Annotated in this window: 11 protein-coding genes; 7 read left to right on the top strand and 4 right to left on the bottom strand. The window is 46.6% G+C overall.

The window, feature by feature from the left end; all coding sequences use genetic code 11:
* The first annotated feature begins 14 nt into the window (after nt 1–14).
* Both RCO84_RS13390 and RCO84_RS13385 read left to right on the top strand, forming a co-directional pair.
* Complete coding sequence (locus RCO84_RS13390) at nt 15–326, top strand: helix-turn-helix domain-containing protein (protein ID WP_008656559.1); 312 nt, start codon at nt 15–17, stop codon at nt 324–326.
* Nucleotides 327–408: 82 nt separating this feature from the next.
* Nucleotides 409–717 carry a helix-turn-helix domain-containing protein gene (locus tag RCO84_RS13385; protein WP_008628594.1) on the top strand — a complete coding sequence of 103 codons (309 nt, stop codon included), beginning with the start codon at nt 409–411 and terminating at the stop codon, nt 715–717.
* A 233-nt stretch (nt 718–950) separates the two neighbouring features.
* Here the strand turns inward: RCO84_RS13385 and RCO84_RS13380 are convergent, their stop codons facing one another.
* The 3 genes from RCO84_RS13380 to RCO84_RS13370 all read right to left on the bottom strand — a co-directional run bounded on the left by RCO84_RS13380 (nt 951) and on the right by RCO84_RS13370 (nt 3,818).
* Nucleotides 951–1,313 (bottom strand): hypothetical protein, encoded by a 363-nt coding sequence (locus RCO84_RS13380; protein WP_005942354.1) that lies wholly within the window; start codon nt 1,311–1,313, stop codon nt 951–953.
* Nucleotides 1,310–2,521 (bottom strand): site-specific integrase, encoded by a 1,212-nt coding sequence (locus RCO84_RS13375; protein WP_317585376.1) that lies wholly within the window; start codon nt 2,519–2,521, stop codon nt 1,310–1,312. The genes RCO84_RS13380 and RCO84_RS13375 overlap by 4 nt, the downstream gene beginning before the upstream one ends.
* 64 nt (nt 2,522–2,585) lie before the next feature.
* Nucleotides 2,586–3,818, bottom strand: a complete 1,233-nt coding sequence (locus tag RCO84_RS13370) for a site-specific integrase (RefSeq protein ID WP_317585375.1) — start codon at nt 3,816–3,818, stop codon at nt 2,586–2,588.
* Nucleotides 3,819–5,018: 1,200 nt separating this feature from the next.
* On the opposite strand from RCO84_RS13370, the gene ltrA reads away from it, so the two are divergent.
* Nucleotides 5,019–6,425 (top strand): group II intron reverse transcriptase/maturase, encoded by a 1,407-nt coding sequence (gene ltrA / locus RCO84_RS13365; protein WP_317585374.1) that lies wholly within the window; start codon nt 5,019–5,021, stop codon nt 6,423–6,425.
* 185 nt (nt 6,426–6,610) lie between these two features.
* Here ltrA and RCO84_RS13360 read toward each other — a convergent pair whose 3' ends face one another.
* The gene (locus RCO84_RS13360; protein WP_317585373.1) at nt 6,611–7,807 is read right to left on the bottom strand and encodes an ROK family transcriptional regulator; all 1,197 of its coding nucleotides are present in this window, start codon (nt 7,805–7,807) and stop codon (nt 6,611–6,613) included.
* Nucleotides 7,808–8,166: 359 nt separating this feature from the next.
* On the opposite strand from RCO84_RS13360, the gene RCO84_RS13355 reads away from it, so the two are divergent.
* From RCO84_RS13355 to RCO84_RS13340, 4 genes are all read left to right on the top strand, one after another.
* Nucleotides 8,167–9,084 carry a dihydrodipicolinate synthase family protein gene (locus RCO84_RS13355; RefSeq protein WP_234564626.1) on the top strand — a complete coding sequence of 306 codons (918 nt, stop codon included), beginning with the start codon at nt 8,167–8,169 and terminating at the stop codon, nt 9,082–9,084.
* A gap of 119 nt (nt 9,085–9,203) precedes the next feature.
* On the top strand, nt 9,204–10,382 hold the full coding sequence (locus RCO84_RS13350) for an AGE family epimerase/isomerase (RefSeq protein ID WP_317585372.1): 1,179 nt from the start codon (nt 9,204–9,206) through the stop codon (nt 10,380–10,382).
* A gap of 128 nt (nt 10,383–10,510) precedes the next feature.
* Nucleotides 10,511–11,743, top strand: coding sequence for an MFS transporter (locus RCO84_RS13345; protein ID WP_317585371.1), 1,233 nt, complete (start codon nt 10,511–10,513; stop codon nt 11,741–11,743).
* Nucleotides 11,744–11,833: 90 nt separating this feature from the next.
* Nucleotides 11,834–12,280, top strand: coding sequence for a YhcH/YjgK/YiaL family protein (locus RCO84_RS13340; RefSeq protein ID WP_317585370.1), 447 nt, complete (start codon nt 11,834–11,836; stop codon nt 12,278–12,280).
* The last annotated feature ends 33 nt before the right edge of the window (nt 12,281–12,313 follow it).

The following is a 12,313-nucleotide window of genomic DNA, read 5'->3' as shown; positions in this document are numbered from 1 at the left end:
GAAAAAAGAAAAGTATGGGATTCATCGTATTCGAGGAAGAGGCATTCAACTATCTTGATGCCCAGTTGGAGAACTTCGTGAAGCGCATGGACAGAATCCGTGAGCGCAGTGAGGACAAGACCATGAACAAGTGGCTCGACACGCAGGACGTGTGTCAGACGCTCAACATCTGCCCACGGACAGTGCAGACGCTTCGGGACAACGGAACTTTGGCTTATACGCAAATCAGCCACAAGACCTACTACAAGCCGGAGGACGTGATGGCTATCGTAGCAGTAGTGGAGGACAAGAAAAAGGACATGCGTTTTCGCAAGCGCACAGGTTAGGCTGTCAATATACAACAGCCACTTTATCCAATGCAGCAAGTAAACCGAGTAACGTAAGTATCAACAATAAAACGAGACAACTATGAGCAATGAAGTAATGACAAGAAACAGCGAGTGGATGAACCACATCGTGAACCACCTCAACCGAATGGTTGACAATTTTGAACGTGCCGTGATGAACTACCGCCCCATGCTTGGCGGTGAGCGCTTCATGACGGACAAGGAGCTTTGTGCCAGGCTGCAACTGAGCCGAAGAACCCTGCAGGACTACCGAAACAACGGTGTCATCCCGTATATCCAGCTTGGCGGAAAGATACTCTACCGCGAGTCCGACATTCAGAAGATTCTGATGGCTAACTATCGTGAAGCGTACAGAATGAAAGGTGTGTAGGAGAATGTCCTTGATGAGTGTGTGAAATGAACAAGGCGACAACGTATAACTTACCGAGTGTGGCTGTTATAGGTTGTCGCCTCGTTTTATTGGCTATACCGAGTTGGTCGTGTTTGCCGGGTGTTCTCCGTATGGTCTGTATAAAATCTAATACCATGCTAAAACACACTGCGGAGGTTCGCCCAAGTGGCTGGAGGCGCAAAGCCTCCAAGGAACGTTGCGTTATGGCAGGTCTATGCCATTGCATTCTCTGTAAAGATACAGACCAGTTTAGTGCGGCTTGTCTGTCTGCCGATGACGGACTGCATGATGAACTCCCGAAAGGCTCGGCTCTCAATGCTGTCAATACGGAAGGCTACCGCAATGACGAGTTCAAGGCTATACACATCATAGCTGATGCGGTCGTTCTTCCTGACATGACGGCGTACACCCTGCTCTTTCAGAATGCCATCCTTGAATATAGCCTTGACAGCCTTGCGCACATAGCAGCCGAATACATTATACATGTCGGCAATCTCCTGCATGGTCATCCATACAGTATCGGTCGGCATGGATACCGTTCCGCTCTCGCTGATTGTTATAACTCCTCTGTTCATTTTCCAATAGTTTTTTCGTTCGATAATCTGTTCCTTTCCCGCTTGGCAATAAGCTTATCCATGTCATTTGAAATCTTCTGCTCCGTCACCTGCGCATAGACCTGTGTGCTTGTAATGTCTGCGTGTCCCATCATCTTGGCTATGCTGCCGATGGGAATGTCCTCGTTGAGCATCAAGACTCCGAATGTATGGCGGCTGGCGTGGAATCCCAACTTATTGCTTATGCCAAGCACCATTCCAAGGGTATGCACATCAAGATAGATGTCTTTCTTCTCACCCAGTGGAAAAACAGGCTTGCTGTCGTCCGTGGTATTGTAGAGCGAAAGAATCTTCTCGGCTATCGGATGGAGTGGCACGAAGAACTCCACGCCTGTCTTCTCTCTTTCCTTGCGGATGAACTTCCTACCCTCGGAGTTCTCACTGATATGGTGAGGGTACAGTTTCTTTACATCTATATAGGATAAGGAGGTGAGCGAGGCAAAAATGAAACATCTGCGTGCAAGCTCCGTTCGCTCGTCAGCCATCGGGGTAGAGAGCATCCTGATGAAGTCTGCCTTGCTGATATGGGTCATCTTCGGGGCTGCCTTCTTCTCATACCCTATCCTGGCTATGGGATTGAAGCGAATAATGCTCCTGTCCACTGCCTTGTACATCAACATGTTCAGCCAGAGAAGGCAATGGTTCACGTAGCTGTCGATACGTCCCTGGTCTCGTTTCAGGAATAGCTTGTATTCCTCCCCGAAATTCTCGTCTATGTCCTCAAAGGCGATGTCGTCCTTATCCAACGAATGGACAAAGGCTCTCAGGTTCTTCTGCCATGTCCGCTTGTGCAGAAAGGTTTGTCTGGCTTTTGAGGTTCGATACCATTCCACGATGGTATCACCAAAGCTCAGCAAGAACCTTCCTGTCGTGTCCGTGTCCTTCAACACAGCCTTCAGCATTTCCACGGTGATGATGCCATTGGTGGTAAGAAGTGAGTTGTATTTATCCTTGACCTCAGCAAGGAAACTTGCCAATCGTCCGTTGTCCCTTGCGTTCCGTACCTCTCCCTTCTTGGCGTTCCACTCCTGTGGGGTACAGGATATGCCTGTGGAAATGGCTGCGCTTTTACCGTCAACGGTGATGCGGCAAAGTATGTTGGCTGTTCCGTCTGCCTTCACCTTCTGTCTGTTGATGTAAGGCAAAATTGAAAATGTACTTCTGCTCATAGTTGTTGTCCTTATAATATAATAATGTAGTTGAAACTGTAAAAAGAAAAGTTGAAAGCCCTGTTCATAATGCGAGAATAAAGTCCTTCTCGGTTGCAGCGATGAACTTGTCCATGTCCTCAAACAGCTTCTTTTGGGTTACTCTCGCATACCGCTGTGTCATCTTCACATCCTTGTGACCGAGCATCTTGCAGATGGTCTCCATCGGCACACCAGCCTCCAGCGTAATGAGGCTGGCGAACGAGTGTCGTCCCGAATGGTAGGAATAGGTCTTGCTCGTTTCCGCCAACTTGCAGATGGTGATGAGATCGATACGAACACGATTCGTGCTCAGCAATGGGAAAAGGGTATCTCTTGCCCCGTCCTCGTATTTCGCCATCAGCTCCAATGCCTCGGGCAGGAGTTTCACCCTGGCAAGTGTTCCGGTCTTCTTGCGGTTATAGATGAGCCATTTGTCGCCATCCTCCAACACCTTGACATTGGCTTTCGTAATGGAAACGGTGTCTATGAAGGCTGTTCCTGCATAGCAGGCGAAAAGAAACAGGTCACGGCTAACGGATAGTCTCGGCTTGTCTTCGGGCAGTTCCACATCACGGATTTTTATGAAATCAGACATGCTGAGAGCCTTGGGTGTCGTAACCTTTGGAGTGCCAACCCGATAATGGGCGAACAGCAGGTTCTTGCACAAGCCTCGCTCAAAGGCGATGCGGCACATCTTCTTGAAGAGCGACACATAAATGGTGATGGTTCCTGATGAAAAGCCTTTCTCGTCAAGCAAGTAATGGTGAAAGTCACTGATGAAAGGCTCGGTCAGCTGTCCGAAAGCCAAATCAGTCAACCTATACTTCTCCCCGATGAACTCAGCGAGATTCTTGCGAATTTTTCTGTAAGTCCAGACACTGCTCTTCGACATATCGATGCCCTCATGGGTGCTGAGTTCACTGATATGCTCGTCCACGAAGGAGAGAAGGGTGGTCTGTGTCTTGACGCTGCCCTGCAAAGCCTCCTTGACATCCTTAGCCTCGAAGTCCGTTCTCTTTTCCACAAGCATATCGAAAGCCTTTTGGATGGAAAGCAACAACTGCTCGATGTCCTTGTTGGTCTCCACGGCTTCCTTGCTCTTGCCTTCCAATCGGCTGGCACGAGGATTCCAAAGCGATGGAGTGCAAGACAACTTGCAGGAGAACTGCGCCATAGTCCTGTTCACCGTGATGCGTCCCATGATGGGAGCTTTTCCATTCTTGTCCATTCCGCTCTTTTTTAGGTAGAGCAACACCTTGAATTTTTCGATTTTCATAACGCTTACATTTTGAGTGTGCAAATATAATCATTTTGTAAGCGTTCCGTGATACGCAAAACATTGAGAATCAGCGCAATAAAATCCGTTGATGCACAAAGTTGCCTTTCCGTATTGTTACCTGCTTTGCATAGGTAACTGTGGCTCACGATTTAGTAACTGAACTACTTCAATATTCCTCACTCGCTTGCTTTATGCCGATTTGGCAACTTTGTGCAAATCTACTCATTCCCAACTGTTTACGTTCCAACCTCTCTTATTCTCCTTTGGCTGCTTTAGAGCTTTATGTTAAACAATCTAACTCGCCGTTTTGCGCCCCGCAACTCATACTTTTTCAGAAGAGAAAACATAGAGTTGAGCACTTAAATACTTTATCCACAACAAATAACAAGAAACAAAAAGCTATAAGAAATCTTCCTCAGTTCCTCAGTTCCTCAGTTTTTCTCTGACCCTTCACTTTTATCTTTATTTAGAAGCTTATTATATATATATATAATAAAATATAATTACTTACAATTTGTAAGTATCAAGTATACCCCCTAGAACAAAACTGAGGAACTGAGGAACTGAGGAAAGAATCACCCAGTTTATGAGCGTATGATGACGCAGCAGGAGAGAGTAGTTGCAGAGATTGTGATGCCCTATTACCTCACTCCTGATTTACTGATAATGATTTTATCATGCTGGTTGTTGGGGGGTAATAGCGACTTGTATCGTTTGAGTCTATGTCGTTAATCCTACCCATGCCCCCTGTTTTAGGGTGCATGGGTAGTTTTTGTATGCTCGGCATGAGCTTATTCTAATGGGTGCAAGTCCCTAACAAGCCCTAATAGCGGGAATTGTATAGCCAATAGCAAGGGTGTCCACTGCAAGGTGGAATCTGAAAGAAGCTGGCGGCAAACATCTGACCTAACGTACAGAAACTTCATATAAGGCATTTGACCATGGATGAGATTGCAGAACAAATCAAAGTCCTATAGCTATTCGGAATGGTTGGTGTAAATGAAGTGGGTATAAGATGGAAAGAATAAGCCCTTATCCGAGGAGGTCTCACGGACATGGCGATTAGTTGCCTTTACGAAAGTCATGGAGTAAAGCTTGCTGTGAGAAGTCAGCAGATGCCATAGTAGTGGAGTTCTCGATAACGCTCCATGAAGGGCAGAACCTATAAATTAAACGATAGTAATTGAAACGTACCTTATGAAGGAAAGAATGCAGAAAACATTGGCAGAAGTCAAGGGCTGCCCACAGAAAGGTAGGACGGAATCCGAAGGATATGTGGGAGTGCAGACCTTTATGTGGATATGTGAAGACAACATCGTGGAAGTACCATTCGACAGGGAACACCTGTTGGAGCACATCATCAGTCCTGATAACCTACTCGAAGCCTACAAGGCAGTGCAGCGTAACAGGGGCTGTAGCGGTATCGACAAGATGTCATGTGAGCAAATGCTCCCTTGGCTCTTGGCTAACAAGGATGCCCTAATCCGTTCCTTGCTTGACGGTTCATACCGTCCGAACCCAGTAAAAAGGGTAGAGATACCCAAAGACAATGGGAAGATGCGCCTGTTGGGCATTCCCACGGTCATAGACCGTCTGGTTCAACAAGCCATCAACCAGACCCTAACTCCCATCTATGAGCGTCAATTCTCTCCAAGAAGCTACGGCTTCCGTCCGAGAAGAGGCTGCCATGATGCCCTAAGAGGTGCTCAGAAAATAATCGATGATGGCTACATTTATGTGGTTGACCTCGACTTGGAGCGTTTCTTCGACATGGTGAGCCACAGTAAACTCATAGAAATCCTCAGCCGCACGATAAAGGACGGTAGGGTGATAAGCCTTATTCACAAATATCTTCGCAGTGGTGTGATGAACAAAGGTATGTTCGAGGCAAGTGAGGAAGGTACTCCCCAAGGAGGACCTCTAAGTCCGCTCTTGAGCAACATCATGCTCAACGAGTTGGACAAGGAACTCACAAGCCGAGGTCTCCCTTTTGTCCGCTATGCCGATGACTCGATGATATTTTGTAAGTCCAAGCGTGCAGCCAAGCGCGTGAAGGAATCTGTAACCCGATTCATCGAAGGAAAACTTCATCTGAAGGTGAACAGGGACAAGACAGTTGTGTCCTATGTGCAAGGTGTGAAATACCTTGGTTACTCCTTTTATGTAATGAAAGGCAAATGCCAACTCACGGTACACCCAAAAGCCAAATCCAAGATGAAAGCCAAACTCAAGGAGTTGACTTCCCGAAGCAATGGTTGGGGATATGCCAAGAGGAAGCAAAAACTTGAAGAGTACATAAGGGGGTGGGTAGGTTTCTATCACCTTGCCAACATGAAACGTTTCCTCATGGAAACTGACGAGTGGCTAAGGCGACGGCTACGTATGTGTATATGGAAGTCGTGGAAGAGGGTGAAAACGAGAATTGCCAACTTGATAAAGTGTGGTATAGATAAATACCAGGCTTACATGTGGGGCAATAGTCGTCTGGGGTATTGGCGCATAGCTGGCAGTTACATACTATGTCGTGCGATAACCAATGAAAGGTTGAGCATGGCAGGCTATGCTACATTGATGGGTTCATACATCGAATGGCACCCAAAATAGGAACCGCCGTATGCGGAACCGCATGTACGGTGGTGTGAGAGGTCGGAAAACGAAAGTAGGAGAAAAACTACTTCGTTTTCCTCCTACTCGATTCTCCGCCAGTGCAAGGAGCATGACAGATAATAAAATCAGCACGCCATTAAATGTAAGATAAGCCTTTTGGGGAAACTGTAACCGCTGTAGCCTTAACCATTCAGAAATCTGTTTCTCGCCATGAGACAGGCGCCTGTTAATCCGGCTTTCTCCCTCAGTGTGGAGAGTACGATGCGCGAATCCTTGTTCACCAGATTCAGCGAATACTTCATGATATCCATGCTGATAGGCTGAATAAGATAGTCGCCCGTTACCGACAGATCGCCGCCGATGACCAGCATCTCCGGATTGAAGGTGTTGATGATGCCAGCCAGGTTGGTGCCCAGCTCCTCAGCCACCTTCTGCAAGATGTCGATACAGAGCACATCTTCTCTGCGGATGGCATCCAGGAAGTCCTGTAGGGTAATCTCCTGATTCTCGTCAGTTATCTTCTTCGAGAGTACTGAAGTGGCACCTTCCTTGAGAGCCTGGCGCAATTTGCGCACGATGGCAGAGCCCGATGTCTCGGTTTCCATGCAGCCCGTTTTACCGCAATGACAGATGATGCCATTGTTATAGATATGCATGTGACCTATTTCGCCAGAGAATCCGGAGCGGCCCAGATAGAGTCTGCCGTCGAAGATGATGCCGATGCCGATGCCCCAGCTCACGTTTACGAAGATGACATCCTTCAGTCCTTTGCATACGCCCTTTAGAAATTCGCCGTAGGTCATGCAGCGCGTATCGTTGTCGATGCAGAACGGGAAGCCCGTTTTTTCGGTCAGTTCTTCCGCCAGCGGCTTGTCCAGAAACGTAAGAAAGCTGAAAGCACTTCCCGTGATAGGATTCACTCGTCCGCCGATACTCATGCATCCCTTTTTGATCATCTTTCTTTCGATGCCCGAGCGGTTGATGTAGTCGTTGGTGAATTCGAGCAGTCGGGCCAGATATTCCGGACTATTCTCATATTCGATGTCCATCCTCTCGGGCTTGGTAACTATGTTTCCGCAGAAGTCGCAGATGCCGAGTGTATAACTCTGTTTTCCGGCATCAATGCCAAGAAAGTAGCCCGAGGTGGAAATCAGACCGTAAATCTTGGGCGCTCTCTTGGCGTAGTTCTCCTTCTTTCCGGTTACGCCCACCAGTTCCTTATCAACCAGTTCTTTGAGAATCTTGGTTGTGTAAGGCACGCTCACCCCCAGATACTCGGAGAGCTCGGAAATCGTCTGTTCTCCGTTCTCGATAAACGAGTTTAAAAGCGCAGCTTTTGAACTCGTAAATTTGACATTATTTATAGAGTCCTGTATCATGTGGCAGATGTATTTATTTAAATTTTCTGCAAAGGTAACAAAATAATTCTAATTATTTATTATTTGCTAGTTAATAAAACAAAATATGAATTTATTTTTTTATATGTAGGTTTAGAATTGTTTTAGTTAGGTAAATTGGTTTTTGAGGATTTGTTTCGCTTTTGACGCATAAAAACTATTTAATATCCTATATATAATAAGGTGTAAGCCTAAAAATGTAAGAAAAAATAAATAAATTAAATTATTTAAAGCGAAAAAATAAAATAGTTGTTTTTTTTTTTGGAAGGTATTGGAAATAATCGTATATTTGCAACCGAAATACAATTAACAATAAACAATAACAAAAAGAAATATTGAATATGGAAAAGATTAAGGGACTTATCGATGCACCGTTTACTCCTTTTTATGAGAATGGTGATGTGAATTTGGAACCAATCGAGGCTTATGCCAAGATGCTTCAGAAGAATGGCTTGAAGGGTGTGTTTATCAATGGTTCATCTGGCGAGGGCTATATGCTTTCAACAGAAGAGAGAATGCAGCTCGCTGAGAGATGGGTTGAGGTAGTGCCTAAGGACTTCAAGGTAATTGTCCATGTAGGTAGCTGCTGCCTCCGCGAAAGCCGCCGTCTGGCTGAGCACGCACAGAAACTGGGCGTTTGGGGTATCGGTTCGATGGCTCCTCCATTCCCAAAGATCGGTAGAATCGAGGAATTGGTAAAATACTGCGAGGAAATTGCTTCTGCAGCTCCTGAACTTCCATTCTACTACTACCACATCCCTGCATTCAATGGTGCTTTCCTGCCAATGCTCGACTTGTTGAAGGCTGTAGATGGCAGAATTCCTAACTTCGCTGGTATCAAGTATACCTTCGAGAGCCTGTATGAGTACAACCAGTGCCGACTCTACAAGGATGGAAAGTTTGATATGCTCCACGGTCAGGACGAAACCATTTTGCCTAGCCTTGCAATGGGTGGCGCACAGGGTGGTATCGGTGGTACAACCAATTATAACGGCCGTTGCCTCACCGGCATTATCGATGCCTGGAAAGCAGGTGATATCGAGAAGGCACGCGAGCTTCAGAACTTTGCACAGGAGGTAATTAACGTAATCTGCCACTATCGCGGCAATATTGTAGGCGGCAAGCGCATCATGAAGCTGATCGGTTTCGATCTCGGAAAGAACCGCACACCGTTTAACAATATGACAGACGAGGAGGAGGCAAACATGAAGAAGGAACTCGAGGCAATCGACTTCTTCAACAAATGTAATCTCTTTTAAGATAAGAATAGATAGTTAGTTAATTGTTAGTTTATTAAGTGGAGGGTGCTAAAAAAATCTGTCGGTTACTGGCATTTTTTTTGACACCCACTCTAAATGGCAAAATCAAGTTATCTACCATGGATATAAAAAAATATTTAGGCTATTGGGCTGAGTGCTACCGTGAAGACCTCGTTCAGAACATCATGCCTTTCTGGATGAAATATGGTCTTGACACCGAGAATGGTGGAGTTTATACCTGCGTTGACCGCAATGGTGAACTGATGGATACCACCAAGTCAGTATGGTTTCAGGGACGTTTTGCATATACCTGCTGTTTCGCATACAATAATATAGAGCGTCGTCAGGAGTGGCTTGATGCAGCTAAGCAGACTATCGATTTCATCGAGGCCCACTGTTTTGATACCGACCGCCACATGTTCTTCGAAGTAACAGCCGATGGCAAGCCTTTGCGTAAGCGCCGCTACGTGTTCAGCGAGAGTTTTGCAGCCATAGCGATGGCAGAATACAGCAAGGCTACCGGCGACCGCACTTATGCTGAAAAGGCAATGCAGATTTTCCGTGAGATGCGTAAGAGACTCACAACTCCGGGACTTCTCGAACCGAAATATCTGCCTACAGTAGAAATGAAGGGACATAGCATTACGATGATTCTCATCAATGTGGCCAACGTTTTGAAGCAGGTTATTGATGATCCAGAACTTGATGAACAGACCGATCAGTCCTTGGAATCACTCATCAACAACTTCGCTCATCCAGAATTCAAGGCACTTCTGGAAACCGTAGGACCAAATGGTGAATTTATCGATTCTATCAACGGACGCCTTATCAATCCAGGCCATTGCATCGAAACATCATGGTTCCTGATGGATGTGGCAGAGCGCAGAGGCGACAAAAAACTGCTGGAGTTTGCTCTTCAGATTCTCGACTGGTCATGGGACTGGGGATGGGATGAAGAATTTGGCGGCATAATCAACTTCCGCGACTGTAAGGGTTATCCGCAGCAGGATTACTCACAGGATATGAAGTTCTGGTGGCCACAGACAGAGACAATCATCGCCAACCTCTATGCATACAAGCTCACAGGTGATGAGAAATATCTTAAGCGTCACCGCCAGATAAGTGAATGGACATACGCCCATTTCCCAGACCATGAATATGGCGAGTGGTATGGCTATCTGCACCGCGACGGTTCTGTTGCTCAGGCAGCCAAGGGTAATATCTTCAAGGGTCCGTTCCATATCCCTCGTATGATGATCCGTTCATTTATGCTCTGCAATGAGATTCTCGCAAAATAATAACGGAATCTCCGGCAGATAAACAAAATGAGAATCCCGCAGAATAATACGGGATTCTCTCTTCCTAAACAATAAGAGAAAAAATATTAATCAACAGAAAATAAAGAACAAATTTTTCTTAACAATTTATGAAAAATTCTAAAATGTATCCTTGGGTGGTGGTAGGCCTTCTTGGAGGCGTAGCCCTGCTCAATTATATGGACCGGCAGATGCTCAGCACCATGAAGGATGCCATGCAGATTGACATTCAGGAACTGCAGTCGGCAACCAACTTCGGTCGTCTGATGGCCGTATTCCTCTGGATTTACGGATTGATGAGCCCTGTATCCGGTATCATCGCTGACCGTCTGAGCCGCAAATGGCTCATTGTTGGCAGTTTGCTGGTCTGGTCATCTGTAACCTATCTCATGGGAATGGCAACCACCTTCGACCAGGTGTTCTGGCTCCGTTCTTTCATGGGTGTGAGTGAGGCGCTCTATCTGCCAGCGGGCTTGGCGCTCATTGCCGATTATCATACCGGTGGTTCACGCTCGCTTGCAGTAGGTATCCACATGACCGGTCTTTACATCGGCCAAGCAGTAGGAGGTTTCGGAGCAACGCTCGCAGCAGCCTACTCATGGCATACCACCTTCCACTGGTTCGGAATGATCGGTATCGTATATGCTTGTATCCTGGCAGCGTTCCTGCGTGATAAGCAGCGCGAGGTGAATCCTTCAGAGGTAAAGGTGGAGAAACCAAAGTCGATGGGCGTTTTCGCCAGCATGAAGTCGCTGCTCAGCAACGTGGCTTTCTGGGTTATCCTGCTCTATTTCGCAGCACCTAGCTTACCGGGATGGGCAACAAAGAACTGGCTGCCAACGCTCTTTGCCGAGAATCTGAATCTCCCGATGTCGCAGGCGGGTCCTATGGCCACCATCACCATTGCCGCTTCTTCGTTTATCGGCGTGCTGCTGGGCGGTACATTGAGCGACCGTTGGGTAAAGCGTAACATCCGCGGCCGTGTCTATACAGGTGCTATCGGTCTGGGACTGACCATTCCTTCGCTCCTGCTTCTGGGCTTCGGTCATAATGTAATAGGTATTATCTGTGCAGGTTTGCTGTTCGGTATCGGCTTCGGTATGTTCGATGCCAACAATATGCCAATCCTCTGCCAGTTTGTTGGAGCCCGCCAGCGTGCTACGGCTTATGGCATCATGAACATGGTAGGTGTGTTTGCCGGTGCAGCCATCACCAATGTGCTGGGCAAATGGAGCGATAACGGCGACCTCGGACTCGGTTTCGCAGTGCTCGCAGCTGTGGTAGCAGTGGCTCTCGCAGTTCAGCTCTTCGCTCTCCGTCCTAAGACGGACAATATGGAATAATCATGGAGTCGGGATCTACTTTCCCGACACCATTTTACAGAAATATCAGTAAATAGTTTGTGTTTTTTATTTATTAAATATAGCTGAATTATGATTATATCAAGTCTCAAGCAAAGTGAGCGAATAGAGTCGCTTCATCCGCTGTTTAAGATGGCATTCGACTATATTAAGTCACATGACCTTCTTCATACGCCATGCGGACGTATCGAACTGCAGGGTGAAGACCTGTTCATCAACAATGTAAATCCCGAGTGTATCGCTGCCGAACAGCAGGTACTCGAAATGCACAAGAAATATATCGACATCCACGTTTTGCTGGAGGGTGAGGAAACGATAGGCTGGAAAGATATCGACGACACCGGAGAACCTTCAAAACCTTATGATGACGAAGCCGACTGTGCACTGTATGCTGAGCCAGCCTCAGTATATGCCAAGCTCCATCCTGGACAGTTCATGATAGTTTGGCCTGAAGATCCCCATGCCCCTGTAATAGGAACCGGCAAGGTAAGAAAACTCATTGTCAAAGTGAAGATTTAAAATTAAACCTGTACTAATAATAATAAGATTAAT

The organism is Segatella copri, from assembly GCF_949820605.1.
GTDB lineage: Bacteria > Bacteroidota > Bacteroidia > Bacteroidales > Bacteroidaceae > Prevotella.
This window is presented reverse-complemented; position numbering and strand designations above follow the sequence as displayed.

Coding starts and splice junctions, on each gene's coding strand:
- RCO84_RS13390 (WP_008656559.1), top strand. CDS start 15: ATGGGATTCATCGTATTCGAGGAAGAGGCATTCAACTATCTTGATGCC.
- RCO84_RS13385 (WP_008628594.1), top strand. CDS start 409: ATGAGCAATGAAGTAATGACAAGAAACAGCGAGTGGATGAACCACATC.
- RCO84_RS13380 (WP_005942354.1), bottom strand. CDS start 1,313: ATGAACAGAGGAGTTATAACAATCAGCGAGAGCGGAACGGTATCCATG.
- RCO84_RS13375 (WP_317585376.1), bottom strand. CDS start 2,521: ATGAGCAGAAGTACATTTTCAATTTTGCCTTACATCAACAGACAGAAG.
- RCO84_RS13370 (WP_317585375.1), bottom strand. CDS start 3,818: ATGAAAATCGAAAAATTCAAGGTGTTGCTCTACCTAAAAAAGAGCGGA.
- ltrA (WP_317585374.1), top strand. CDS start 5,019: ATGAAGGAAAGAATGCAGAAAACATTGGCAGAAGTCAAGGGCTGCCCA.
- RCO84_RS13360 (WP_317585373.1), bottom strand. CDS start 7,807: ATGATACAGGACTCTATAAATAATGTCAAATTTACGAGTTCAAAAGCT.
- RCO84_RS13355 (WP_234564626.1), top strand. CDS start 8,167: ATGGAAAAGATTAAGGGACTTATCGATGCACCGTTTACTCCTTTTTAT.
- RCO84_RS13350 (WP_317585372.1), top strand. CDS start 9,204: ATGGATATAAAAAAATATTTAGGCTATTGGGCTGAGTGCTACCGTGAA.
- RCO84_RS13345 (WP_317585371.1), top strand. CDS start 10,511: ATGAAAAATTCTAAAATGTATCCTTGGGTGGTGGTAGGCCTTCTTGGA.
- RCO84_RS13340 (WP_317585370.1), top strand. CDS start 11,834: ATGATTATATCAAGTCTCAAGCAAAGTGAGCGAATAGAGTCGCTTCAT.